Annotated in this window: 21 protein-coding genes and 1 pseudogene; 15 read left to right on the top strand and 7 right to left on the bottom strand. The window is 52.4% G+C overall.

Annotated features, from left to right (window positions below; translation table 11 throughout):
- Positions 1 to 110: 110 nt before the first annotated feature.
- The gene (ppk1, locus tag I8J30_RS05295; RefSeq protein WP_210656155.1) at positions 111 to 2,177 is read left to right on the top strand and encodes a polyphosphate kinase 1; all 2,067 of its coding nucleotides are present in this window, start codon (positions 111 to 113) and stop codon (positions 2,175 to 2,177) included.
- On the opposite strand, the gene I8J30_RS05290 is transcribed toward ppk1, so the two are convergent.
- Positions 2,168 to 3,697 carry a Ppx/GppA phosphatase family protein gene (locus I8J30_RS05290; RefSeq protein ID WP_210656153.1) on the bottom strand — a complete coding sequence of 510 codons (1,530 nt, stop codon included), beginning with the start codon at positions 3,695 to 3,697 and terminating at the stop codon, positions 2,168 to 2,170. The two genes, ppk1 and I8J30_RS05290, sit on opposite strands and share 10 nt — an antisense overlap.
- A 300-nt stretch (positions 3,698 to 3,997) precedes the next feature.
- Here I8J30_RS05290 and citZ point away from each other — a divergent pair, with 300 nt between their 5' ends.
- The 8 genes from citZ (at position 3,998) to I8J30_RS05250 (ending at position 13,396) form a co-directional block, all read left to right on the top strand.
- Complete coding sequence (gene citZ / locus I8J30_RS05285; protein ID WP_210656151.1) at positions 3,998 to 5,110, top strand: citrate synthase; 1,113 nt, start codon at positions 3,998 to 4,000, stop codon at positions 5,108 to 5,110.
- 191 nt (positions 5,111 to 5,301) lie between these two features.
- Positions 5,302 to 6,594, top strand: coding sequence for an NADP-dependent isocitrate dehydrogenase (icd, locus tag I8J30_RS05280; protein WP_210656149.1), 1,293 nt, complete (start codon positions 5,302 to 5,304; stop codon positions 6,592 to 6,594).
- 143 nt (positions 6,595 to 6,737) lie between these two features.
- Positions 6,738 to 7,679: a malate dehydrogenase gene (gene mdh, locus I8J30_RS05275; protein WP_210656147.1), complete on the top strand. Its 942-nt coding sequence runs from the start codon at positions 6,738 to 6,740 to the stop codon at positions 7,677 to 7,679.
- A 93-nt stretch (positions 7,680 to 7,772) separates the two neighbouring features.
- A complete protein-coding gene (gene recQ / locus I8J30_RS05270) occupies positions 7,773 to 10,007 on the top strand; it encodes a DNA helicase RecQ (RefSeq protein WP_210656145.1) in 2,235 nt (744 codons plus the stop codon).
- Between the two features lie 75 nt (positions 10,008 to 10,082).
- On the top strand, positions 10,083 to 10,514 hold the full coding sequence (locus I8J30_RS05265; protein WP_210656144.1) for a hypothetical protein: 432 nt from the start codon (positions 10,083 to 10,085) through the stop codon (positions 10,512 to 10,514).
- Between the two features lie 21 nt (positions 10,515 to 10,535).
- On the top strand, positions 10,536 to 11,492 hold the full coding sequence (locus I8J30_RS05260) for a sugar kinase (protein WP_210656142.1): 957 nt from the start codon (positions 10,536 to 10,538) through the stop codon (positions 11,490 to 11,492).
- Positions 11,493 to 12,296, top strand: a complete 804-nt coding sequence (locus tag I8J30_RS05255) for a DeoR/GlpR family DNA-binding transcription regulator (RefSeq protein ID WP_210656140.1) — start codon at positions 11,493 to 11,495, stop codon at positions 12,294 to 12,296.
- A gap of 167 nt (positions 12,297 to 12,463) precedes the next feature.
- Positions 12,464 to 13,396: an NHL repeat-containing protein gene (locus I8J30_RS05250; RefSeq protein ID WP_210656138.1), complete on the top strand. Its 933-nt coding sequence runs from the start codon at positions 12,464 to 12,466 to the stop codon at positions 13,394 to 13,396.
- Between the two features lie 93 nt (positions 13,397 to 13,489).
- On the opposite strand, the gene nagA is transcribed toward I8J30_RS05250, so the two are convergent.
- The gene (gene nagA, locus I8J30_RS05245) at positions 13,490 to 14,671 is read right to left on the bottom strand and encodes an N-acetylglucosamine-6-phosphate deacetylase (RefSeq protein ID WP_210656135.1); all 1,182 of its coding nucleotides are present in this window, start codon (positions 14,669 to 14,671) and stop codon (positions 13,490 to 13,492) included.
- A 3-nt stretch (positions 14,672 to 14,674) separates the two neighbouring features.
- Positions 14,675 to 15,397 (bottom strand): glucosamine-6-phosphate deaminase, encoded by a 723-nt coding sequence (gene nagB / locus I8J30_RS05240; RefSeq protein WP_210656133.1) that lies wholly within the window; start codon positions 15,395 to 15,397, stop codon positions 14,675 to 14,677.
- 196 nt (positions 15,398 to 15,593) lie between these two features.
- Between nagB and fni the strand changes: the two genes are divergently transcribed.
- Positions 15,594 to 16,658: a type 2 isopentenyl-diphosphate Delta-isomerase gene (gene fni / locus I8J30_RS05235; protein ID WP_210656131.1), complete on the top strand. Its 1,065-nt coding sequence runs from the start codon at positions 15,594 to 15,596 to the stop codon at positions 16,656 to 16,658.
- 14 nt (positions 16,659 to 16,672) lie between these two features.
- On the opposite strand, the gene I8J30_RS05230 is transcribed toward fni, so the two are convergent.
- The 3 genes from I8J30_RS05230 to I8J30_RS05220 are packed head-to-tail and all read right to left on the bottom strand — an operon-like array spanning position 16,673 to position 20,204.
- Entirely contained in the window at positions 16,673 to 17,773 is a 1,101-nt protein-coding gene (locus I8J30_RS05230) for a Ger(x)C family spore germination protein (protein ID WP_210656130.1), read from the bottom strand.
- Positions 17,770 to 18,879, bottom strand: a complete 1,110-nt coding sequence (locus tag I8J30_RS05225; protein ID WP_210656128.1) for a GerAB/ArcD/ProY family transporter — start codon at positions 18,877 to 18,879, stop codon at positions 17,770 to 17,772. Before I8J30_RS05225 ends, I8J30_RS05230 begins: the two co-directional genes overlap by 4 nt.
- Positions 18,876 to 20,204 carry a spore germination protein gene (locus I8J30_RS05220; RefSeq protein WP_210656126.1) on the bottom strand — a complete coding sequence of 443 codons (1,329 nt, stop codon included), beginning with the start codon at positions 20,202 to 20,204 and terminating at the stop codon, positions 18,876 to 18,878. The genes I8J30_RS05225 and I8J30_RS05220 overlap by 4 nt, the downstream gene beginning before the upstream one ends.
- Before the next feature lie 170 nt (positions 20,205 to 20,374).
- On the opposite strand from I8J30_RS05220, the gene I8J30_RS05215 reads away from it, so the two are divergent.
- The 4 genes from I8J30_RS05215 to I8J30_RS05200 all read left to right on the top strand — a co-directional run bounded on the left by I8J30_RS05215 (position 20,375) and on the right by I8J30_RS05200 (position 24,251).
- Positions 20,375 to 21,127: a class I SAM-dependent methyltransferase gene (locus I8J30_RS05215; RefSeq protein ID WP_210656124.1), complete on the top strand. Its 753-nt coding sequence runs from the start codon at positions 20,375 to 20,377 to the stop codon at positions 21,125 to 21,127.
- On the top strand, positions 21,124 to 22,137 hold the full coding sequence (locus I8J30_RS05210; protein WP_338044815.1) for an MBL fold metallo-hydrolase: 1,014 nt from the start codon (positions 21,124 to 21,126) through the stop codon (positions 22,135 to 22,137). The genes I8J30_RS05215 and I8J30_RS05210 overlap by 4 nt, the downstream gene beginning before the upstream one ends.
- Positions 22,138 to 22,212: 75 nt before the next feature.
- Entirely contained in the window at positions 22,213 to 23,511 is a 1,299-nt protein-coding gene (locus I8J30_RS05205; protein WP_210656121.1) for a CapA family protein, read from the top strand.
- A 5-nt stretch (positions 23,512 to 23,516) separates the two neighbouring features.
- The gene (locus I8J30_RS05200; protein WP_210656119.1) at positions 23,517 to 24,251 is read left to right on the top strand and encodes a glycerophosphodiester phosphodiesterase; all 735 of its coding nucleotides are present in this window, start codon (positions 23,517 to 23,519) and stop codon (positions 24,249 to 24,251) included.
- Between the two features lie 56 nt (positions 24,252 to 24,307).
- On the opposite strand, the gene I8J30_RS05195 is transcribed toward I8J30_RS05200, so the two are convergent.
- Positions 24,308 to 25,465: an HD domain-containing phosphohydrolase gene (locus I8J30_RS05195; protein WP_210656117.1), complete on the bottom strand. Its 1,158-nt coding sequence runs from the start codon at positions 25,463 to 25,465 to the stop codon at positions 24,308 to 24,310.
- Positions 25,466 to 25,589: 124 nt separating this feature from the next.
- Here I8J30_RS05195 and I8J30_RS05190 point away from each other — a divergent pair.
- Positions 25,590 to 26,167 (top strand): annotated as a pseudogene (locus I8J30_RS05190) (DUF92 domain-containing protein); the annotation flags it as partial.

Below are 26,167 nucleotides of genomic sequence, written 5' to 3'. Positions count from 1 at the left end.
AATAAATTAGTCATAAAGGCTCGTCTTTACATCCCATTAACAATAGTTTAATAAGGAACAAACAATCAAACTACATAATTGGGATAATCGACAAGCAGGAGGATCCCGGAATGAACAAAACATTATCACCGTATGTAAACCGTGACTTAAGCTGGGTCGAATTTAATCGAAGAGTGCTCGAAGAGGCACAAGACCCCGATAATCCACTGCTCGAACGTGCCAAATTTCTTGCGATCGTTTCAAGCAATTTAGACGAATTTATGAGTGTGCGCGTCGCGGGTATACAAGATCAAATGAAAGCAGGGTATACAAAACGGGATTTCACCGGCTATACGCCGGCTGGTTTGTGGAAGCGACTCATGAAACGTACCAATCAGATGGTGGCCGATCAGTACAGAACGTACCGTGAAGTACTGCGCGGATTAGCCAAGGAAGGCATCTGCTTCCGTCCGATTGAAGAATTAAATGTGCAGCAGCTGAAGGCTGTAGATGAATATTTTCACGATATCGTGTTTCCGGTATTGACGCCGATGGCGGTCGATCAGAGCCGTCCGTTCCCGCTGCTCCATACGAAAGAGCTTTATTTGTCCGTAATATTAGGACGAGAGAATATGCCGGAGGAAGAAGAGCCGTTCTTCGCGATCGTTCAAGTGCCTTCCATCCTGCAGCGATTTATATCCGTTCCGGGTCGGGTGAACAGCAAGAAGAACGAATTTGTGCTCCTTGAAGAACTGATCGAACGGCATATCAACACCCTGTTTAACGGTTATACGACGATAGCGGTTGATCCGTTTCGATTAACGCGCAATGCGGATCTTACGCTGAACGAAGAAGGCGCCGAGGATCTGCTAGAGGAGATTGAGAAGGAGCTTCGACGCCGCAGATGGGGACTTCCGGTTCGTTTGGAGTACGGGAAGGGTATACACCCTTATGCGCTTCAAATGTTGAAGGAAGAGCTTGAGCAGGGGGAGAATGTATTCGAAATCGACGGTCCGCTCGATCTAAGCTTTCTGATGCGTTTTGCCAATTCGTTGTCGTCGAGCTATGAATCGTTGTTGTTTGAACGGATTGAGCCGGTATATCCCCAAGAATTCGAACATGCGGATGATATTTTCTCGGTAATTCGGCAGGAGGATGTGCTCCTGTACCATCCGTATGAGTCGTTTGAGGCGGTAAGCGATTTTGTAGCGGAGGCTGCTGAAGATCCCGATGTGCTTGCGATCAAAATGACGTTGTATCGGGTCAGCGGTCAATCCGCGCTTGTTCAGGCACTTGCCATGGCGGCGGAGTCCGGCAAACAGGTTACAGTGGTCGTGGAGCTTAAAGCGCGGTTTGACGAGGAGCGGAATATCGCGTGGGCGAGACAGCTTGAGAAAGCAGGCTGCCATGTGGTTTACGGCCTTGTAGGGTTGAAAACACATGCCAAGATTACGCTTGTCGTGCGCAGGGAACAAGGCATGCTGCGTCGTTACGTGCACGTCGGCACAGGGAACTACAATGACAATACGGCCAAATTGTACACAGACATTGGTCTGTTTACATCACATCCGATTATCGGTGCCGATGCTTCGGCATTGTTTAACGAGGTGACGGGGTATTCGTCTCCTTACGAATGGAAAGCATTCGGCGTGGCTCCGTCTGACCTGAAGGAGAAGCTGTTCGGCTTGATCGATCGCGAGATCGCTCACGCGGCAGCGGGTAAACCCGCTCATATCATTGCAAAAATGAACAGCCTATCGCATCAGGAAATGATCGATAAGCTGTATGAGGCATCGCAGGCAGGTGTGAAAATCGAGCTGATTATTCGCGGCGTATGCTGCCTAAGACCAGGCGTGCCTAACCAAAGCAGCAATATTCGAGTGATCAGTATCGTAGATCGCTTCTTGGAGCATTCGAGAATCATTTATTTCCATAACGGGGGCGAAGAGGCGCTGTACTTGTCCAGTGCGGACTGGATGACGCGCAACTTAACCCGCCGCATTGAATTGATGTGCCCTGTATTTGATGCGAGATTGCGCAAAAATTTATTCAATGTGCTGCGGCTTAATTTGGATGACAACAAAAAGGCTCGCGAGCTCCAATCAAGTGGAATCTACGAGCCTGTTCAGAACGATCTTCCGGTTCTGCGGAGTCAGTTTCAAGCGAAAAATATACGCAGATGGAAGACTTATCGGTGATCCGGCGAATGGAGGACGGGAATTAGTCCCCATACCTTCTTGAAGTCGCCTGCAAGCGCGTCGACTTCTTTCCGTTCAACAGAGAGCATGCCGTCGGCGCGAATGGCGCGCAGATGAAGCTTCCCGCCGGCAATTTCAATGTGGAGCTTGCCGATGGCTTGGGTTTCACTGCGATCGAGTGCAATGGCCAGCTGCAGCAAGGTGCCCAGCTTACAAACGTCGTTCACATCTTCTTCGCTGAGCATCGGCTTATAGGCTGCGGCGATTTGCTTGACGCGATTCTTTCCTTTGAAAGAAGCGATGGCTGCGCATACAAGCAGCTCTACGTGAGAAAGTCCGTTAATATGTGAATTGATCATCAGGTAAAAGGTGTGCTTGCGATAATCATAATAATCGATGCTGGCTCCGATTCGATGCAGAATCGAGGCAACATCGATCAGCTGCCGGGCTTGGCCCGGATTTCGCACCTGCGATTGCAACGTATCCATCAAGCTGAGCACGATGCGATTGACCTGTGAGGTATGCTGCATTGGCGCTTCGGGGTGCAGGGCAGCCAAATTGTTGACGCTGTACGTAAGGACATCATCCAGTCTCGGACGTTCCGGGAAACGAGTAGCATAGAACAGTCCGTCACGAAGACCTGCCGCACAAACGATGTAATGCGATGAGCCGATGAGCCGATAAATCGTACGCAGAATGGCGATACCGGGGACGATAATATCGACCCTGTCCTTCGACAAACCCGGCATCTTACTGCGCTTGTCCAGCGGTTCCTTGCGCAGCAGCTCGAATAAAACATCGGTCGATTGACCTAATATCGGATAGTTGTTGGTGCTTTCGAAAGGGTATTTGATATGGGCTTGATGTACCTTGCCAAGCGCTCGAACCGTTCCGCCAACCCCGATCAGCGGGAGTCCCGGCGTCGTTTTAAGCCAATCTTCCCGTTCAACATATTCGGTTACATGCTGCTCCAGCTCGCGAAGCTGCTGATCCGATAACAAGCCTCCCTTGGCAAAGCGGCGGGTCATGCTGACGCAGCCAAACGGGAACGAAACGGCTTGTACCAGCGTGCGGTCTTTGAAAAGGGATACTTCCGTGCTCCCGCCGCCGATGTCGATGAGGAAGCCGTTTTGGATGTCCATGGAATTGATCATGCCGAGAAAACCGTAGCCGGCTTCTTCCTCGCCCGACAGCAATTCGATGGGAAGACCTGTTTTCGCTTCGATTTGGTGCAGGACCTCTGTTCGGTTCGACGCGTTGCGAATCGCCGCTGTTGCGACGGCCCGAATAAGTCCTGTCCGATGATGGGCACAAATGAGTCGAAAGTGGTTAATCATATCTACAAGCTCGTCGATTGTACGGGAAGGAAATGCGCCGTCGTCATCCAATTGATCGCTCAGCCGGGCCGCACGTTTGCTTCCGTCAATGACGCGATGAGCGCCGCCGGAAGTCCGTTCATAAATAACAAGCCGGATCGAGTTGGAGCCGATGTCGATGATGCCAATACGCTGTTCCGTCATAAGTAAGCCCCTTTCACTGTCGCTGCAAGTCCTAATTCTATTATCACATCTTACCATTTCCACGACAGCGCAATAAAGTGCTTATTTGTGAGGGTAAAAGCGTAGGAATTTGGGAAAAATCATTGCAGGAAAGGTGAAGAAAAAACCTTTATGGTGCCGATAAATCAATTTTATGTCCGATTTTGTTCACTTCACGGTCAAAATCCGATATGATTAAAACGACGATACGGAACTCGAATCCAATTATTGTTAATTGTTACTCCATTATTTAAATAAAAAGAGGTCAAAGGAGAGAGAAACATGACAGCAACCAAAGGTCTAGAAGGCATTGTCGCAACGACATCCTCGATCAGCTCGATCATTGATGGCGTACTGACATATCGCGGAATCGACATCGATGATCTTGCGGAGCACGCTTCTTTTGAAGAAGTGGCTTACTTACTCTGGTACGGCAAGCTGCCAAACCAATCCGAACTGGACGAGTTGCTTGGACAACTCAGCGCGTACGCAGCTGTACCGGCAGGGGTGCTGGAACAATTGAAGCTCTACCCTAAAAATACAAATTCGATGGCGGCTCTTCGTACAGCGGTTTCAAGTCTCGCGCTGTTCGACGAATCGGCTAATGATATGTCGCAAGAGGCGAATATCAAGAAAGCCATCAAGATCCAAGCTCAAATCCCTACGCTGGTTGCGGCATTCTCCCGCATTCGCCAAGGTCAAGAGCCGGTAGCACCGAAGAGCGGCGTCTCCATTGCTTACAACTTCCTCTACATGCTAACAGGACAAGAGCCGGATCAAGTAGCCGTTAAAGCACTGGATCAAGCGCTTGTATTGCATGCAGACCACGAGCTTAACGCTTCCACATTCGCAGCACGGGTTACGGTTGCTACGCTGTCGGATATCTACTCCGGCGTAACATCGGCAATCGGCGCTTTGAAAGGTCCTCTTCACGGCGGAGCGAACGAAGCCGTTATGGTTATGCTTGAAGAGATCGGGTCTTTCGAGAATGTAGAATCCTACATTAACGCGAAACTTGCGAACAAAGAGAAAATCATGGGCTTTGGTCACCGCGTTTACAAGGGCGGCGATCCACGCGCGAAGCATCTTCAGAAGATGTCCCGTGAGCTTGGCAAACTGACAGGCAACATGGAGCTTTACGAAATGTCCGTAAAGATTGAAGAGCTTGTAACCGGTCAGAAGGGCCTGAAGCCGAACGTTGACTTCTACTCCGCATCGGTTTACACAACGCTTGAAATTCCGCGTGACCTTTTCACACCGATCTTTGCGATCAGCCGTGCATCCGGATGGACAGCGCACATTCTCGAGCAATACGAGAATAACCGCTTGATCCGCCCTCGTGCTGAGTACACAGGACCGGTTGACCAGAAAGTAACGCCGATTACACAGCGTTAAGAATGAAGCTGTTAAGCACCAGCAGGCACCGCCTGATGGCGCCTTGCATGCGACGGGGTGCCGGCGCACGACCGCTAGGTTGTGTCGCCGGCTCCCGTCATGTTATGTTTACCGACGTCATTCATTAATCAAGCGTGCGCTTCGAGTCATGCACTCGCGGAGCAACGCATAATCTTAGGAGGAATTCATTCATGCAACTCGAAAAGTTCGCACTACCAACTGAAGGCGACAAAATTACGATCGATAACGGTGTACTTCAAGTCCCTAACAACCCGATCATTCCTTTCATCGAAGGCGACGGCACAGGCCGCGACATCTGGAAAGCGTCCAAGCGTGTTCTGGATGCAGCTGTTGAGAAAGCATACGGCGGCGAGAAGAAAATCGCATGGTACGAAGTATTTGCCGGCGAGAAAGCATTCAACGCTTACGGCGAATGGCTTCCGGCTGACACATTGACTGCAATCCGCGAATACATCGTAGCGATCAAAGGACCTTTGACTACGCCAATCGGCGGCGGTATCCGTTCCCTGAACGTAGCGCTTCGTCAAGAGCTTGACCTTTATGTTTGCCTGCGTCCTGTTCGTTACTTCGACGGCGTACCTTCCCCGGTTAAACGTCCTGAGCTTGTAAACATGGTTATCTTCCGTGAGAACACAGAGGATATCTACGCGGGTATCGAGTACCAAGAAGGTTCCGATGCCGTTAAGAAAGTGATCTCCTTCTTGCAAAACGAAATGGGCGTTAACAAAATCCGTTTCCCTGAAACGTCCGGTATCGGTATTAAACCGGTTTCCGCTGAAGGCTCCAAACGTCTTGCACGTGCTGCGATCGAATACGCGCTGAAACACGGCCGTAAATCGTTGACACTTGTTCATAAAGGTAACATCATGAAATTCACAGAAGGCGCGTTCAAGAACTGGGGCTACGAAGTGGCTGAGCAAGAGTTCGCAGACCAAACCTTCACTTGGGGTCAATACGACCGCATCAAAGAAGCAGAAGGCACTGACGCAGCTAACAAAGCACAAAAAGATGCAGAAGCAGCTGGCAAGCTGATCGTGAAAGACGCTATTGCCGACATCGCATTGCAACAAGTACTTACGCGTCCTACAGACTTCGACGTGATCGCAACGCTTAACCTGAACGGTGACTACCTGTCTGATGCACTGGCTGCACAAGTTGGCGGTATCGGTATCGCTCCGGGCGCTAACATCAACTACCTGACCGGACATGCAATCTTCGAAGCAACTCACGGTACAGCTCCTAAATACGCTGACCTTGATGTTGTTAACCCGGGTTCGGTTATCCTCTCCGGCGTTATGCTTCTTGAGCACCTTGGCTGGCAGGAAGCTGCTGATTCCATCTACAAAGGTCTGGAAACGGCAATCAACAACAAAACCGTTACTTATGACTTCGCACGTCTGATGGAAGGCGCAACTGAAGTGAAATGTTCCGCATTCGCTGACGAAATCATCAAACACCTGTAATTCAATCAATAATACGAAGCACGTCCCCTTGGGGTCCTTCTCATCATGAGGAGGACCCCAAGGGCTTATCCTTTGGAATCCCAGCCGGCTGATGACGGATATAGACAGGCGTAATTACATTTGTTTAAGGGAGGCCGTTTGTAATGGCGATTAAACGTAATAAAATTACAGTTGTAGGTGCTGGTTTCACCGGTGCTACGACAGCATTGATGCTTGCGCAGAAAGAGCTTGGCGATGTTGTGTTGGTCGATATTCCCCAACTGGAGAACCCGACTAAAGGTAAGGCGCTTGATATGTTGGAATCGACGCCGGTTCTCGGCGTAGACTCCAAAATTACAGGTACTTCCGACTATGCAGATACAGCAGGTTCATCTGTGGTAATCATTACTGCCGGAATCGCTCGTAAACCGGGCATGAGCCGTGACGATTTGGTAAACACCAATGCCGGCATCGTGAAGTCGGTTTGCGAAAACATTAAGACGACCAGCCCGGAAGCGTATGTAATCATATTATCTAATCCGGTGGATGCGATGACTTACGCAGCATACAACACGCTTGGTTTCCCTAAGAACCGCGTTATCGGTCAATCCGGCGTCCTGGATACAGCACGGTATTGCACCTTTATCGCACAAGAGCTGAATGTATCGACGGAAGATGTTCGGGGCTTCGTGCTTGGCGGACACGGCGACGATATGGTACCGCTGGTTCGTTACTCGAACGTAGGCGGCATCCCTATTGAGAAGCTGATTCCGGCTGATCGTATTGAAGCGATTGTGCAGCGTGCGCGCGTTGGCGGCGGCGAAATCGTAAATCTGCTGGGCAACGGCTCCGCCTATTATGCGCCTGCCGCATCGCTCGTTCAGATGACAGAAGCGATTCTGAAGGACAAGAAACGCATCCTGCCGGTAATCGCACTGCTTGAAGGGGAGTACGGTTACAACAACCTTTTCATGGGTGTACCGGTTATTTTGGGCGGTGACGGCATCGAGAAAGTATTCGAGCTGGAGCTTACCGAAGATGAGAAAGCGGCACTGGAGAAGTCCGCTAACTCCGTTCGCAACGTAATCGCGGTTGTTAACGGCTAATAGAGCAAGACGCAACTCATGAAGCACATGAGACCCTGACAGATTCCCGTCAGGGTTTTGCTGTTTTTAATTTTAAGAAGGAGGTGGCTGCCCATGCATACGGAAGCACAGCAAATGCTGAAGCAAGTTTACGGCTACGACAGCTTCCGCAAAGGACAAAGCGATATTATTGAAGGAGTATTGGCAGGAAAAGATACACTTGCGATACTGCCGACAGGCGGCGGGAAGTCCATCTGTTATCAGCTTCCGGCCATGCTGCTGCCTGGAACGACGATAGTGGTCTCACCGCTTATTTCGCTCATGAAGGACCAGGTGGATGCTTTAAACCGCTTAGGAGTACCTGCGGCCTATTTAAACAGCTCCTTAGATGCAGCTGCATATCGCGATGTTGTGAGGCAGACGGCTGAGGGCGTGTACAAACTGCTTTATGTCGCGCCCGAGCGGCTGGACAGCAATATGTTCGACTCTCTGTCGAGCCAGATGCACATCCCGCTAATCGCAATTGATGAGGCGCACTGCGTGTCGCAATGGGGACATGATTTCCGTCCGAGCTACAGACAGCTTGCGGGCTGGATCGGAAGGCTGGAGAACCGTCCGCCGGTTGCGGCGTTCACCGCAACGGCGACACCGGAAGTTGCCGATGACATCGCGGCGATGCTGGGGCTGCGCAAGCCGAATATTTTCATAACCGGCTTTGCACGGACGAACTTAACGCTCTCCGTTGTGACGGGAACGGATAAACGGAAATTTCTTCGCGACTTCGTTTCGCAGCGTCCTGATCAATCGGGCATTGTCTACACGGCAACGCGCAAGGAAGCGGAGGAAGTGAGTGACGATTTGACCCGGCTCGGGATTGCGGTTGGCAAATACCACGGCGGCTTGGGCGATGAGGAACGCGCGGATGCGCAGGAGAAGTTCAGGTTCGATGACTATCGGGTGATGGTTGCGACGAACGCATTCGGCATGGGGATCGACAAGCCGAACGTTCGCTATGTCGTGCACTATCAGATGCCCGGCGATGTCGAGTCGTACTATCAGGAAGCGGGACGTGCGGGCCGAGACGGGGAAGAGAGCGATTGCGTCCTCTTATTTGAGCCTCAGGACGTGCAAGTGCAGCGGTTCTTGATCGACAGAAGCACCGGCGATCCGGAGCGGAAGACCGTTCAGCTTAACAAGCTCTATACGATGATGCATTACAGCAGGTCGGAGAAATGTCTGCTGCAGTATATCGTGAAATATTTTGGCGAGTCGGATGTGCCGGAATGCGGAAAATGCAGCAACTGCTTGGACCAAAGCGCGTTGATCGATACGACTGAGGATGCAAGGAAGGCGTTATCTTGCGTGGGAAGGCTCAAGGGCAGATTCGGAATATCACTTGCAGCCAAGGTACTTAAGGGCTCGAGAGAGAAACGGATCATTGAGTTCGGGTTAGACCGGCTGTCGACGCATGGACTCATGAGGAGCTGGGCTGAGAAAGAAATTACGGACCTGCTGTACTGGCTTGTGGCAGAAGGTTATTTGCGAATCAGCGAGGGCGAATATCCGACGGTTTCACTCACAGCGGAAGCTCTGCCCGTACTGGAGGGGAAAGTGACGGTCCATCGCAGACAAAGCGCAGCAGCCAAAAGAAGAGCATCTGAAGGCACGTCTGTCGCATCGGCGAACACGCCGCTGTTCGAAGCGCTGCGGGAATGGCGCCGAGTTACGGCAGCCAGAGAGCATGTCCCGCCTTTTATGCTGTTTTTTGACGCGGCACTAAGAGAAATTGCAGATCGGCAGCCCGTGAACACCGAGCAGCTGCTTGGCGTGAAAGGCATCGGGGCTGCCAAGGCGAATAAATACGGCGGCGAAGTAATTGCGATCGTAAGATCGTTTAAAGGAGATGTAACGGCAGAGGCAGGCGCTGCGCCATTCTCGCAGCTTCCACAGCCGTATGTTGATTCAGCCTCGCCAGCGCCTCGCGTAGAGCGTGAGAAGCCTTCTGAAGCGCTCACAGGTGCACTCCAAGCCGAGTTGGAGGGATTATCAAGCCACATGCAGTCATTAACGCTGCTTGGCCTGGGCCATTCGATCGCCGACATCGCCTCGATACGCGGTATGGGGCGAGTGACGATCGAGAATCATTTGCTGCGATGTGCGCAGGAGGGCGAGGAGCTGGACTGGGATACGTTTATTCCACAGCATTATGAGGCTAAGATTGTGGAAGCCATCCAGCAAGTAGGGGCAGATAAGCTCAAGCCGATCAAGGAAGCGCTCCCGGATGATGTCGAATATTTTGCAATCAAAGCGGTTATGGTGAAGCACCGATTGTTACCTGCCGCAGAGTAAACGGGTTTCTTTGAATTGCGGCGCCGATTTTAGTATACTTGTAAAGATCATAATACAATTTAGGAGGACGTACGGATGTTGAATTTCATGTTGTTTTTGCACGTGCTCGGTGCAGCCGGAATGGGGTTTTACCTCGTTTTGCCGCTGATGGTCGGACGCGCATCCAAGCTAGACGGCTCCGGACAAGCAGGCCTTGCCGAAGGTCTTGTTTCCGCAAACCGAATTGCCCAATATTTTCTCGTCCTGCAGCTGCTGACAGGCGGTTACTTAATGTCGCAAGGTGAGTATGAAGTAATTTGGATGATTATTGTTACGTTGCTCTTCTTAGCTATTGCCGCGCTGGGGGGCATTGTAACGAAACCGCTGAAGCGGATTGCAGCCGAGATTCAGAGCGGTCAGAGTGCGACGGCTCATATTGGCAAAGCCCGTGTACTGAGTCTAATCATTCTTGTTATCTATGTTGTAATTCTTTACTTCATGAAATATCCGATTATCAAAACGATGTAAGTCACATTGGAGGGATAACCGTTGACGAATGCAGTGCCGGATTTATTAACGTTCGGGGAAACGATGGCTTTGTTTATGCCGCAGGGATATAAAAGTATCGAGAATGCCCCTACGCTTGAAGTAAGCTTCGGAGGAGCGGAGAGCAATGTGGCCATCGGAGTTGCTCGATTAGGCGAATCAGTCGGCTGGTTCGGCGCGCTAGGCGATGATCCGTTCGGCCGCGCGATCATGAAGCGCATTCGCGGTGAGGGAGTAGACGTGTCGCGTGCGAGCTTGGTTGAAGGGGCGCCGACAGGGATGATGTTCCGTGAAATGGTGGCAGGGAAACTTGCCGTCCACTATTTCCGCAAACACTCCGCTGCCAGTCAGATGCAGCCGGATCAGCTTGATCTGGATTACATCCGCGGCTGCAAAATATTGCATATCTCCGGCATTACGCCGGCGCTCAGCCAAAGCTGCCGCGAAACGATCTTCGCCGTTGTGGCTGCTGCAAAGGAAGCCGGCGTTCGCATTTCCTTCGATCCGAATTTGCGTCTGAAGCTGTGGACGATCGAGGAAGCGCGTGAAGCGGTTATGCCGCTTGCGGCGCAAGCGGATTATTTCTTGCCGGGCTGGGATGAGCTGCGGTTGCTCTATAACAATGATGATTTCGAAGCGGTGAAGGCGGAGCTGTCGAAGCTTTCGGCAATTAGCATCATCAAGGGTGTCGGGGATACGACAGTCGTTCTGGAGAATGGACAAGCGGTCGAAGTGCCGTTCTATCCGGTTGATCGTGTAATCGATACGGTAGGGGCCGGCGACGCGTTCTGCTCCGGTTTCTTGGCGGGACTGCTTAAAGGCATGAGTGCCCTTGAGTCTGTTCGTCTGGGCAGCATCAGCGGCGCATTGGTCGTTCAGATGCGCGGTGACTGGGAAGCGCTTCCTGACTGGACGGCGGTTGAGCGCAGATTATCGGACAAAGGCTGGGTGGAACGCTAAATGGCGGATGTGCAATCGTCGAAAGGACAGCGGCGGCGGGAGCAGATAATGAATGTGCTGAAGCGGCAAGGACGAGTTTCGATCCAAGAGGTCGTAGAACGATTTGGCATATCTGAAGCTACGGCGCGCCGCGATTTGGAGCTGATGGAGAAATCAGAGCCGGTCATTCGGACGATTGGCGGAGCGATGTACGATGGCATGAACGCAGTGAGAGAGCTCCCTTTCGCAGAGAAGGAAGGCCTTTCTTTCCTCGAGAAGGAACGGATTGCGGCAGCGGCGGCAGGGCTCATCTTCGAAGGCGATGTCGTCGGTCTCTCCGGCGGCACGACCAACTATTACTTAGCCAAGCTGCTCAAAACGCGCAGAGGGATTACCGTTGTGACGAATACGGTCAACGTCGCGATGGAGCTGGCCGGCAGCGATATCAACGTCGTTGTGACAGGCGGGATGATGCGGCATAACAGCTTTGAATTATGCGGACCGCTCGGCGAAGGCATGATCAGTCAGCTGCATATCGGCAAAATGTTTCTGGGCGTCGACGGTGTATCCTCAACCGGGGGCATCACGACCTATTCCGAGCAAGAAGCGCAGATCGCCAAAGCGATGATTCGCAGATCCCAAGCAACCTACGCGATGTTCGATCATACGAAGATTGGCCGTACTTCGCTGTTCTCCATTGCGCCGCTCACCGAGCTGCAAGCCTTTATAACGGACAGGCCGCTCCCGCAGCAGCTGGCGTCAATCGCCAATGCGCATGGCATTCAAACGGTCATTGCAAGCGGGGAGCAGGAAGCTTCGATCTAAACATAAGTGAGCCTGTTATCACAGCTACATATAGAGCAAGAAGGAAGCAACATCGTAATGGAGGGGAATCCATGCAGATGTTGCTTTTTTGTTAAAATATTACTTTTGCTTTTGCCCGATTTTGGTATACTTGGGATTGTACGAAAACTTGAAAGGGGAATGTGAACGTGTCAGAAAAATTGATTATCGGTAACGAATCTCACTCCTATGAAGTCGCGCAAGGCTGGGGCAAGCTGCCTGAAGGAATTGCTTACGGCTATACACACGGTATTGTCGTCGATGAAAATGATAACGTTTACGTACATAACACCAGCAAAGATTCCGTTGTCGTATTTGACAAAGAGGGGAACTTCCTAACCTCGTGGGGGGCGGAATTTGAGGGAGGCGCTCACGGCTTCTACCTGCACCGCGACGCTGACGGCATCGAATATTTGTATTTCGCAGATACAAACCGTGCGCTTGTGGTCAAAACGACCCTCTCCGGCGACGTATTGCTTGAAATCGGCGGACCTGATCGTCCGGATCTGTATGATGCGGAGCGCCGCTACGTTCCGACTGACGTGTGCGTCGCGCCAAACGGCGACATTTACGTTTCCGACGGCTACGGTCAATTCTATATTCATCACTACGATGCCAAAGGCAGCTATATCCGCTCTTGGGGCGGCCGCGGCTCCGAGCCCGGTAAAGTGAAAGAACCGCATGGTATTTCCATTAATCTGCGCGGCGATGAGCCGGAAATTTACGTGGCAGACCGCAGAAACAGCCGCATTCAAGTGTTCACGCTAGAGGGCGAGCATAAACGTTTCGTCGATCATAACCTTGACCTGCCATGCAGCTTCTATTTCTTCGGCGATGAGGTTTACATCCCGGATCTGGACAGCCGCATCACAGTGCTGGATAAGAATGATCGCTTGATCACGCATCTCGGAGAAGACCAACAGGCTTACAAACAGCAGGGTTGGCCGAATCTGCCGAAATCCTATTACCGCCCTGATAAATTCAGCTCGCCGCATGGCGTATGCGTAGACTCGCAAGGCAATGTCTACGTAGCGGAATGGATTTTCGACGGTCGGATTACGAAGCTCATCAGACAGAAATAACAAACGCACTCTTACTAAATAAAGAAGGGTTATGCAGCAAGCGGCCGCAATTACGACGGCGGCCAAGCTGCATAACCCTTCTTTGCGTTCATCTTAACTGCCGTGTACAAGGCGGCCATTCACCCAAGTATGGCTTACTTCGGTAAACGCCGCATCCGTAAGAACCAGATCGGCCCGTTTACCGACCGCAATGGAGCCGGTCACTTCGGCAAGTCCTAATTGACGAGCCGGATTACCGCTGGCCATACGACTTACTTCTGCGGGGCTCAGATCCGTGTGTGTAAGCATGTAACGGAACGCATCGATCATGGTCAGCGTGCTGCCTGCCAAGCTGCCGCCTTCGCGGAGACGGGCCACGCCTTGCTTCACATCTACGATAAGTCCGCCGAGATCATAGTCGCCGTCGCCAAGTCCTGCAGCCGACATGGCGTCCGTGATCAGGACGACTTTATCGGCCGGCTTCGCGCCTACGAGCAGTCTAATTGCCGCGGGGTGGACGTGATGGCCATCGGCGATGATCTCCCCGGTGATGCGATGATCGGTCAATACAGCGCCGACCGTTCCCGGCTCACGATGATGAAGTCCTCGCATCGCATTGAACGTATGCACCGCTTGCGTTAAACCAGCGTCAGCCGCAGCAGTAACCTGCGAGTAGGTAGCATCCGTGTGTCCGCAAGCGGCAACGATACCGCTCTCTGCGAGGTAGGCGATCAGCTCGCAAGCCCGTTCTTTCTCCGGAGCCAAGGTGAGCTGTTTGATAAGTCCGGGATACTGCTCATTCCACGACTTGACCCAGTCGACGCGTGGAGGTGATATAAAGGCCGGGTTCTGAGCGCCGGGCCACAGCTCGCTGATGAACGGACCTTCCAGATGAACGCCGCCAAGCGCGGCATAGTCCATTTCACCGCTAACATAGTCGTTGGCAGCTGCCAGCACCGCTTCGATAGCTTCCTTGGATGCCGTAACGGTAGTCGCCAGCATGCGAGTAGTGCCTTGGGCCGCATGATAACGAGTGATGGTATCGTAGGCTTCGCGATTTGCGTCCATGAAGTCGGCTCCGAAGCCGCCGTGTACATGCATATCGATAAAACCGGGCAGCAGCCAGCTGCCGTTCCCGTCGATAGTCCGATGCTGCTCGTTCTCAGCCGGAAGGAATTGACCTTCAACAATGGCTGTAATAATCCCGTTCTCTACGATAATGCTGCCTTCCACAACCGTATCTTGCACGATTGCTTTCACATTCGTGATGAACCAATGGTTATCCGCGGGTTTCATCCTTTACAACAACCTCCCTGCCTCTCGATCGACCAATACGATCACGTTCTTATGCGTTTGCAGCAGCGATGCCGGAACTTCTGTCGTAATCGGACCGTGCAGCGCTTGTTTGACGATATTAGCTTTATCGGCACCCTTGACGACAAGGACGATCGAATCTGCTTTCAGAATGGAGCCTACGCCCATCGTAATGGCTTTCGTCGGCACTTCATCCGGCGTATCGAAAAATCTTGCATTTGCGGCTCGGGTTGCTTCCTCAAGCTCGACGATATGCGTACCGCCTTGCAGTTCTTGATCCGGCTCGTTGAAGCCGATGTGGCCGTTATGGCCAAGGCCGAGCAGCTGCACGTCGATCGGTTGTTCAGCCAGCATGCGATCATAAGACTGGCATTCCGCCTTCAAATCATTTACCATGCCGCTTGGCAAATGTGCTTGCTGCTTCGGCAGATCGATGTGGTCAAACAAGTGGTGTTTCATGAATTGGGCGTAGCTTTGCTCATGGTCGGGCGATAGTCCAACATATTCGTCCAAGTTGAATGTGGTGGTATCCTTGAAAGAGATCTCGCCGTTATTGTACATCTCAATCATTTTTCCATAAATTCCGATAGGTGTCGAGCCGGTTGCCAGCCCAAGCGTTGCGCGAGGATTATGTTTAATCGTATCTGCGAAAATCTGAGCAGCATAACGGTCAAGATCACTAATGTTGTCGAAGCATTTCAATTCCATAATGAGGTGCCCCCTAAGGTTCGTTATGATTTTATTATAAATGAGATTGTCAAAACCGACAATAAAAATGATTAAAAAAATCATTATTAAGAAAATATTAATCATAATTACAGGGATTCTCCGCAAACTTGCTATGGAGGTCGCGCATATGCCATGATGATTGCAGCAAAAGTAGATGACAGGGGGATTGCTGACCATGATGGACAGGCAAGCTGAGGAGCATGTCCAAACGACGAAGAGGAAAGGCGAGCATATTCGAATCTGTCTGCAAGAAGAGGTGCAAAGCGTGGGCACGGAGCCGGGGTTTGAACATTACCGGTTTCGCCATCAAGCACTCCCTGAGATCGATTTCGAGGAAGTTGACATCACTTCATCGTTTCTTGGCAAACCGATTGCCGCACCGCTGCTCATTAGTTCGATGACCGGAGGAACGGCGGAGACGGCTGTTATTAATGAAAGACTTGCCGATGCCGCGCAGGCCAGGGGCTGGGTGATGGCGCTCGGCTCTATGCGGGCTGCCATAGAGAAGGAATCACTCGCTTCGACATTCCATGTGCGCAAGCAAGCGCCGACCATACCGATCATAGCTAACCTAGGTGCGGTTCAGCTCAATTACGGCTATGGCGTCGATGAATGCAGGCTTGCCGTCGAGCTTGCCGAAGCAGATGCGCTTGTCTTGCATTTGAACAGCCTGCAAGAGGTGTTCCAGCCGGAAGGAGACACGAATTTCCGCGGCCTGCTGCAGCGAATCGCCGAGGTATGCCGCAAGCTGCATGTTCCGGTCGGCGTGAAGGAAGTCGGCTGGGGCATCGATGCCGAGACGGCACTCCGGCTGCATCAAATAGGCGTTGCCTTCATAGATGTTGCCGGAGCCGGCGGAACATCCTGGAGCCAGGTGGAGAAATACCGCGCCCGCGACCCGCTGCGCGCCGAAGCCGCATCTGCCTTCGCAGGCTGGGGGACGCCGACTGCAGCATGTGTGCGAGACGTCCGGTCCGCGCTTCCGGAAGGTACTCTAATTGCGAGCGGCGGCTTGCACACAGGCGTGGATGCCGCGAAAGCGGTCGCGCTCGGCGCAGACTTGGCGGGTTACGGCCGATCGCTGTTGGCCGGTGCGGCAGAACCGCAATCCTCGGGCGGAAGCGAAACGCTGCAACGCCAAATGGAGCGCATCGAGTTCGAGCTGCGTACTGCAATGTTCGGCATTGGTGCCGCTACCCTGCAAGAGCTGCGACGCACGAATCGCTTAATTCAAAGGTGACCGGCCGTTACCGATTAGCGAGTTAAACCAGACCCTTCGATGATTACATCCGCTTTAACCTCAAATTTCAAAGTGGGATATATAGACTCCCACTCTTTCCAAGTCTTCGGTGTTCCGGCATGTGTCGCGCGATACCGAAGTCCAAACCCGAACGGATCCACGCCTGCTTTCTGTACTTTCTCAAGCAGGCGCTTGGCTTCGTCGGCAACCTGGGTATCGAAGGCCTTCTCAAGCTCCTTCCAATCCTGATCATAGATTCCGCCGGGCGCCTCCTCGAATATACCGCCGATTTTCAGCTTCATCTTCAGCACGTAACCATCTCGCTCTTTGACGATTCGGTAATTCGAGTTGATTCTTTCAACGGAGATGACCAGCGTATCCCCTTTAATCGTTGCCGTTACCGTCGACTTTTTATAGTGATTGCGAATTTGGTTATACATTTCTGTTTCGCGGGCATTGAGCGTCAAGACGAGCCTACTCTTATCAAGCAGTCCCAGCTTGGAAACCACGTACCCATTCTTCTCTTGCCGCATGATCGGCATAATCGGATCCATGCCGCGTTCATCGACGCGCCGCATGAAGTCAAACATATAGACACTGACGATGTAGGAGGACTGGGTGCCGTCTTTTCCGTAAAACAGGAAGATCGTATTCCCCGGAAATCGTTCAGCGGGCGGATTGACATTCAGAATCGTTTTCGCATCCGGCTTGCCGATAGCCATATAAGCAATGTTCGACACATCGCGGCGCCGGGATATCCACCGAAGGGTAGGCGTATAATCCGATTTAACAAGCCCTTCGCCCAGCAGATAGAGCTTGCAATGCCCGAAATCCAGCTCCTTATCCACATGGGATTTCAGTAATCGGAGAGCTTCGGCAATGGTGGAAGCCTGAATGGTTTCCACTTGCGTTTGGGCTGCTCCGGGCTCTACCTTCGGTGATGGAATGGCGAGTCGAAGCGTGATTTTGAAGCCTTTCTTTCCTTCGTCGGCGGAATCGATCCCCATGGCAATGACGAAGAACCGTTTATCGATATCTTTGAAGCCGCACCCCCCAAGCAGTACGGTGATAAGCACGATCAGGGTTAGTTTTACTGCCGGACTTCTTACGTTCATGTTTTCATCTTCTTTCGACGTGCGATCAAACTTAGAATAACAAGGAACAGAACGGTCGCCGTTTCGGAAAATAACCGAATCAACAGCCAGCTTCTGGTAATGTATAAGCTCTGTTTTTCATTAAAGGTGTAGAACGACAGCATCGTTAAGGCTGCAAAAATCGATACAATCACATAATTTGAGGCAGCTGTGCGCGTTGGGTCGATATGCGGCTTTGCTTTGGGCAAACAGCTCTTGATCATCTCCATGGCAATGTGCCAGCCCGACGTCGTATAAAGGAGCGTGAGGTTTAGATACAATAACAGAAACAAGAAGATGACCCGTTCAATGAACCCGTAACCAAGCACCATCGAATCCGAGGTTACCGTCCAAACGTACAAATACGAACCGACCGCTTCCGTTCCGTGAAATCCGATCGGCACGAAGAAAGAGAGAAATAGAATCAGGGTGCAGATGATTGGAAGCGCCCAGCGGAAGCGAAACCTGAAATTCGGCGGGTTAAGTCGATTGAATATGGCATAGTTGGTATACCCCGTAAATACATAGGTCGCAGCTGCAAAAGGTTCAAGCTTGGGCGGAACTCGCCAATATTGAGCGACGGTTCGAATGGCATCCCAGTCCAGAAACGGATTGGTCGACGCTTTAAATAGAATGAAGAACACGATCGGCAGATTGATGAGCAAGGTCATTTCCATAATCAGCGAAACGGTTAAAGTAGAGCGTGTCGCCGTGTATATGCATGCCCCGACAAGAATTAACAGCACGAGCATCGAGCTGGTATCCGGGTTGAAAAAGCGATTAATGAGCACCGCATACGCAATAATGGCGATCCCGGCAGCCGCATACCACATGGCAGATAAGAGTATCAATATGGGGACATTGATATACTTGGGGAAGAAGAGCGCCAAGATTTCCGGAAGTCCTTTGCCCGGGAAGGTTTTCATGACATGGGTAAAGATTAGCGCCAAGAAGCTGCCGAAGAAAGCCGCGCAAATCATGGAGGACACAGAGCCCGTATAACGGTCATTAAGAAGCAAATACGGAACAAACAGCATGAGATTCAGGATGCTGACAAGAATGATATTGTAATAATAGTAACGAATCACTCATTATTCACCTGCCCGATGTCGCCGCTTTGCGAGGCTGATTTGCTAATGATGCGAAAGTACGGTTTTCCGAAGCTCCGCATATCGGCCAAATAGACCAAATAACAGAACAACCCAATGGTCACCCCCGATATGCCGAAGAATATCGCCGGGATAATAAGCGGGTATTTCAGAAAACGGATCGACCCCGACATATTGTTGACGGGGATGACAAAATTGGATATGGCCACAACGGAGGTCACTATAATCATGATGCTGCTGACGAGTCCTGCCTGCTGTGCCGCTTGTCCGAGAATGAGACCGCCAACGGTTGTCGCCGTCGAACCGATATATTTGGGCAGCCTGACGCTGGCTTCAATGAGCGCTTCGATCATAAACAGCATGATAAACACTTCGATGAAAGAAGGATAAGGCACAGCAGATCTACTGCCTGCAATCGAGAAGGTTAATTGGACCCGGAAGAGCTCCGGATTATAGGAGACGATCGCCACGTAAAGCGCCGGCAATGCGACCGTAAGGATAACGGCCATATAGCGGAGTGCCAGCAGGCAGCGCGTCATCCAGAACGAATCGTAGTGGTCATCCACTGCATTCATAAAGTTGAAGAACGTCGCAGGCAAAATAAGCGCAAACATCGAACCTTGAATGAGCAGAATGATTTTGCCGTCTTGTATGCCCGTGCATACGCGGTCGGGACGCTCTGTCAGCATCATGGTCGGAAAGAGCCGATACCGGTCGCCAAGAGCTCTGGCTAATTCCCCGGTCGCCGAAATCATCGGTATCGATACACGGTCGAGCTTCTCTCTAACCCCGGTAAGGACGGTCGGATCTACACGTCGTTTATCAAAGAGCAGCAGAACTCTGGTCTTCGACATCGTGCCGACCGTGCGCTCCTCGACAGCGAGCTCCGGGTTCGGATAGCGGCTGCGAATAATATTGACGGAGTCGATCAGATCTTCGCTTAACGCGATTTGCGGGCCGGCAATGACCGTTTCGACCATCGTTTGCGGATTTTCGTTTCGGATAATACGCGCGGCATCAAGCTGATATATTTTTCCGTTTAATTGGATCAGTACAAAGCCATGCAGAATCGTATCCGCCCATTTGGCGGGGTCATCAAGGCGCTTAAATACGGGATTGGTCAAAACCAGTTCTTCAAAAGGATGCTCTTGCTTCGTAAACGGGACAAGAATGAAGTCGCTGACTTTACTTTCGTCGCAGAGCGTCGCAATATAAGCGATTTCGATCGAAAGCGTATCGTTTTGCAGGCGATTCATCGTCAGATCCCGCGACTCCGCAAACAGGGTATTAATTCGATTCAGCATAGCGGCTTCCCCTTTCCGGAACATGTTTGACCGTGAAGATAACAACATGGCATAGTATGGATATTTAGGATGCAAATTATGCCGCTGCATGAGTCTTTTGCCAGAATAGCGGAGGGTGAAGTACAATAGTAGTCATAAAAACAGAGATGGAATTGAGAGGGGAAGCAGGTATGGCGAATTGGTATGAGCGCAGTTTCGGCTCTGATTATATGGTCGTGTATCGGCACCGCAACTGGGAGCAAGCGGCGCGTGAGGTGGAAACCATGGCAGGGTGGCTGGAGCTTGCACCGGGTGCCTCCGTACTTGATATCGGCTGCGGAATGGGCCGGCATGCTCTTGCCCTGGCTCAGCTTGGTTACAAGGTTACGGGCATCGACTTGTCCGAATCGCTGCTTCAGAAAGCACGCGAGTGCAATGAGCAAGGACATATTCATTCCCTCATACAAGGCGACATGAGGGAGCTGCCTTTCGAAGACGGCAGCTTTGATGCGACCGTCAATTTGTTCACGTCCTTCGGCTATTTCGAAATGGAAGCGGACAACCACCGCGTCATCCGAGAGATTCGCAGAGTGCTGAAGCCGCGAGGGGCTTTCCTCATTGATTTTATGAATCCGTCCTATGTTGCCGCCAATCTGGTGCCGCATTCGGAGCGTACGGATGAGCTGACAAGGCTGCATATCAGGGAACAGCGGGCTATTGCAGATGGCTGGGTGGTGAAGCAAATTCATATTACCCCGCAAGAAGGGACTGAGGCATCTCGCAATTACGTGGAGCGGGTTCGCTTGTTTCCGTTGCCTTGGTTTGAACAAGCACTCCGGGAAGCGGGGCTCGAGCTGGAGCATCGCTACGGGGATTATGAAGGGCGACCTTATGAGGAGAAGAGTTCACCGCGGATGATTCTGAAAGGCAGGGCGTTATCGTGAGTGAAGGGGCACAATCGAAGGTGACACTGTGGCACGGAGGCATCGTTCAGGTTAAAGTTCCGCTGCCGTTCTCGCTGAGATGGGTGAACAGCTACTTGATCCCGGACGCAGCCGGATATACGTTGATCGATCCGGGATTACATACCGACGAAGCTGTTCAGGCTTGGTACGAGGCGCTGCGCGAGCAATCGATCCCATTCGATTCGATTCACACCATCATTCTGACGCATCAGCATCCTGACCATTACGGTCTGGCGGGATGGTTTCAAGAGCGGACCGGCGCTCCGGTCTATATTTCCGAGCTTTCGTATGGCTACACCCAGCGCTTATGGGGAGCGGACCTTGGAGCGGAATTTGCCCTTTCGCTTACGAAGCTGTATGCCGAACAAGGGATGCCGCAGTCGGTTGTTGAGGAAATCGCTCCGCATCTGGATAGCTTCGCGGAGAAGGTTTCGCCGCAGCCGGCGGTCACCTTCCTGGAAGCAGGCCGGATGATGACAATCGGCGATTCGGAATGGCAGATGATCGACAGCCCGGGGCATGCGAAGGGCCAGCTGTGCTTCTATGAGCCGCTTAAGAAATGGATGATATGCGGGGATCAAGTGCTCCCGGATATTACGCCGAACATCAGCGTAGTGCCGGGAGAGAACCATGATCAGCTGCGGCAGTTTCTGGATAGCTTGGAGGCGTTGAAGAAGTACGAGGTTGAGCTTGCTTTTCCGGGGCATCGGAATCCCTTCACGAACTTCAGCGAACGGATTGTTGAGCTGGCCGCTCACCATGAACGGAGATTGCTTCAAATCCAAGGTTTGATTCAAGCGGAGCCGATGACGGGTTATAGGCTTTGTATGCGGCTCTTCGGTGAACGGATTGCCGGCAATACACATAATTTGAGGTTTGCCATGTCGGAGACGCTGGCTCATTTATTCCATCTGGAGCGCCAAGGCCTTGTTACGGGAACAAGGCAAAATGATCAGCTGTATTATTCGGCGAAGCCGGATTCGATATGAAAAAGCTTCCAAAAGCGCCCGGACTATGGTGTATAATGAATGGGTCATCGTTTGAAGAAAAGGAGCCCAACTACTATGCCTGTATCCCGCTCTGAATCTCGTCAACATCAGAAACAACAACGCGCCCGCAGAATGAAACGCCTGTTTGCGATCAACCTTGTCCTGCTGCTGATCATCGGTGCACTTGCGGTCGTTTATGTCGTGCAGCGGCAAGATGGCAATGAGAAGCTGAACAACGCGGCTAATGAACAACATGCGCCTGCCGACAGCGATAATGCGGGCCAATCCGAGGATGCAGGGAACGAGACCGGAACAGAGGCCGATGATTCAACATCAGAGGGACATACCATCTATGAGCCCATCTCGGATGATGAACCTTCGACCGATAATGAAGCTGCGACCGGCGGCACGGTTACGCCGGATGACGGCGGTCAAGTGAATTTGTCTTTCACGGGCGATGTTCTGCTGGCGGCTTCCGTAGAGAAGCTGATGCTTAAGAACGGCTATGATTACCCGTATGCGAAAGTATTGAATGAATTGAAGACGCCGGACTTGATGGCGGTCAATTTGGAGACGCCCGTAACTTTGCGCGGCACGCCGGCAGAGAATAAACAATATGTCTATAAATCGTCACCGGATGCACTTCCCGCCTTGAAGGCAGCCGGTATCGACGTTGTCAATTTAGCGAACAATCATACGCTGGACCAAGGCGAAGAGGGGCTGCTGGACACGATTGCTCACCTCGATGAAGCGGGCATTCCCAATATGGGTGCCGGACGCGATGAGCTGGAAGCGTTCAAGCCCGTACTGCTGGAGGCCAAAGGAATTAGCGTTGCGTATCTTGGATTAACGCGAGTAGTCCCCGTCGGCTCCTGGAAGGCTACGAAGGATCATGCGGGATTGGCGGAAACCTACGACTCTACGCGAGCGGTTGCCGCGATTAAGCAGGCGAAGAAGCAAGCCGATATTGTCGTCGTCATGGTGCACTGGGGCATCGAACGCGAAGATTTGCCGAATAACGATCAGAAAAGATTAGCCCATGAATATATTGATGCAGGGGCAGATTTAGTCATCGGCAGCCATCCTCATGTTCTTCAAGGCTTTGAGTCCTATAAAGGAAAGTGGATTGCCTACAGCTTAGGCAATTTTATATTCAGCGGCATGACGCCGGATAAAACGAAGGACACCGGTGTCCTCCAAGCCGCCTGTAATGAGAAAGGCGATTGCGCGTTGAAATTTAATCCGATGCGCGCGGTGCAGTCGCAGCCGGCGCCTTTGACAGGAGAAGAGGGAGTCGCTCTGCTGAAGCGCATGTCGAGTATTTCCTTCCATGCAACAGTGGATGAAGCAGGGAACATTCAACCTAAGGAGTGAAGCTGATGTTGAATCCGTGTGTTGCCCACCGCGGAGCTTCAGGACTTGCGCCGGAGAATACGATGGCCGCTTTTCGGGAGGCGCTTAGTTTTCCGTTCGTGCAGTGGATCGAGCTTGACGTTCAGATGTCGAAGGACGGGATTCCCGTTGTCATTCACGATGACTCGTTACGTCGAACGGCCAGAGTGGCGGGGCGTGTTCATGAATTCACGGCGGAGCAGCTTGGCAAGATGGATGCAGGCAGCTGGTTCGATAAGTCTTTTGCAGGTGAAGGCATTCCGACGCTGCAGCAAGTGGCAGACGCCACAATCGGACGCTGCCGGCTTAATGTGGAGCTCAAAACCTACGGAGGCCGCTATCCCGGCATGGAGAAGAAGGTCGTCGAGCTGCTGTACCAGAACGGATTGCAGCATGATGCCGTCATCACGTCCTTTGACCGAGAGGCGCTGCGGACGGTGCGTGAGCTGTCCAAGGAGGTCCGGACAGGACTTATCCTGGATGCGTCACCTTGGACGCTGGTAACGGATTTGGAGCGTTTAGGCGCTAACTTCTTATCCGTCGGCTATACGCGTGTAACGGATCAGCTGCTTGCTTCTTTGCGGGCTGCACGGGTCGACGTAATGGCATGGACCGTGAATGATGCGCCTATGATGAAGCGGCTCGCCGCGCTCGACAGCGCCTTAATGATTTGTACGAATTATCCGGATCGCTTCGCGCAGGCGAAGAATGAGAGCATATAACGAAAATGGTGGTGCAGAGTCAGGACTCTGCACCACCATTTATTTTGACGTATAGGTTATATGTCACGGAACCGATCTCGAATATCGAGAATCGCAGGGAGCTGCTCCATCAGGATATCAACCAGCTGCGGGTCGAAATGGTTGCCGCGTTCTTCTTGGAATAACTGCAGAATTCGTTCAAGCTCCCAAGCCTTCTTGTACACGCGATCGCTGCCGAGCGCATCGAATACGTCTGCAATGGCCGTAATCCGTCCGTAGAGATGGATATCCTCTCCGCTAAGTCCTCTCGGGTATCCTTTGCCGTTCCATTTCTCATGATGCTGATAGGCGACGATCGCGGCGGTTTTGAGCAGCTCGCGACTTGACGATTTGAGCAAATGATAGCCGATATCGGTGTGCAGCTTCATTTGGTCGAACTCTTCCTCGGTCAGCTTGCCGGGCTTGAGCAGGACGGCGTCGGGGATGGCCACCTTGCCGATATCATGCATAGGCGAAACCATCTTGAGCAGCTCGGCTTCTTCTGGCGGCAGCCCGTACCCGATCGCGAGGATGTAGGAATATTCAGCTACCCGTTTGACGTGGTTGCCGGTTTCTTTGGAGCGGCTTTCGCCGATCTCTCCCATGACGGTAATGATTTCGCGCTGCGTTGCGACGATCTCCTCATGGAGAATAACCGATTCCAGCGATTTGCCGGCGTAGGAGGCTGCCAGCTTCAAATGGTCCAGGTCGCGTTGCGTAAAGACCGCTTGCGGCGTCAGCTTGTTAATGGCTTGATAAGCCCCGATAATGGTTCCGTCATTGCCTACGAAGGGGACGGTTATCACCGATTTGGTTCGGTAGCCGGTGCGGCGATCGTTCTCGTCATTATGTCGAAGGTCGCTGTAGGCGTCGTCGATTAATAAATAATCGCCGGTCTCGATCGAATGGCCGACGAAGCCGGTGCCGAGCGGGATGCGAATTTCATTGACGCCATGGGCTATGGTTGTAAACAGTTCTTGGCGGGCATGGTCGATGAGCCACACTGTGCATCGGTCTGCCATGATCATCTCGCGGCCCATATTGGCCATGAGCAGGAGGACGCTCTTTAAGTTTCGCTCTCCTCCGATTTTGGCGGTATAATCAAATATGATACGAAGCAGCTCTTCCGGCGTCCGTTCGTTTGCGGCGTCAGAGTGTGGGAGAATTTCTTCATGACGTAGATGACGATCATACATATGCAATCGAACGCTCCTTAGATGACATAAAAGTGTATTCTTCGACATAATCAATTCAACATAACTTTAACGAATCCTGCTAAAGCATATGTAAAAAATGGGAGTATGGAGCGTGAATGATAGGATGATTGAGATTTGGAGTTCGGCCATAGGGCGGCTGGCGGCCGGGATGATCGGAAGCGCCGCTATCGCATTGGCGGCTTATCGGCTTCGCTCGTTATCCGGGAGCGGGGCTGTTTCGGCTGCCGTCATGGGGACGGGCTATGTGGCGTTAGGCGGGCCGCTGTGGTTCGGCACGCTGCTGGCTTTCTTCTTGTCGTCTTCGCTGTGGTCCAAGTGGAAGCGAAGACATTCCGCCAAGCAGGCCGCCGAGGCGAAGTACGCCAAGAGCGGCCGGCGAGACGCCGCTCAGGTATGGGCCAATGGCGGCCTGGGGCTGCTGCTGTGCGCGGGGCATGCGATCTGGCCCGCGGCAGCATGGGTGTAGGCGTTCGTCGGCGCCATGGCCGCCGTGAACGCAGATACGTGGGCCACGGAGATCGGCGCGCTCAGCCGCCGCGCTCCGCGTGCCCTGCTTAGCGGGCGTCGCGTCGCGCCCGGCACGAGCGGCGGGGTCACGCCGCTTGGCAGCTTCGCCGCGCTGGCCGGCGCCGCTTTCATCGGCGCTGCCGCAGCGCTGCTGCACGCGGCGCCGCCGGCGCC

The sequence above is a fragment of the Paenibacillus lignilyticus genome (assembly GCF_017942085.1).
GTDB lineage: Bacteria > Bacillota > Bacilli > Paenibacillales > Paenibacillaceae > Paenibacillus_Z > Paenibacillus_Z lignilyticus.
The sequence above is the reverse complement of the archived record's forward strand: the minus strand, read 5'-3'. Positions and strand labels throughout refer to the sequence as shown.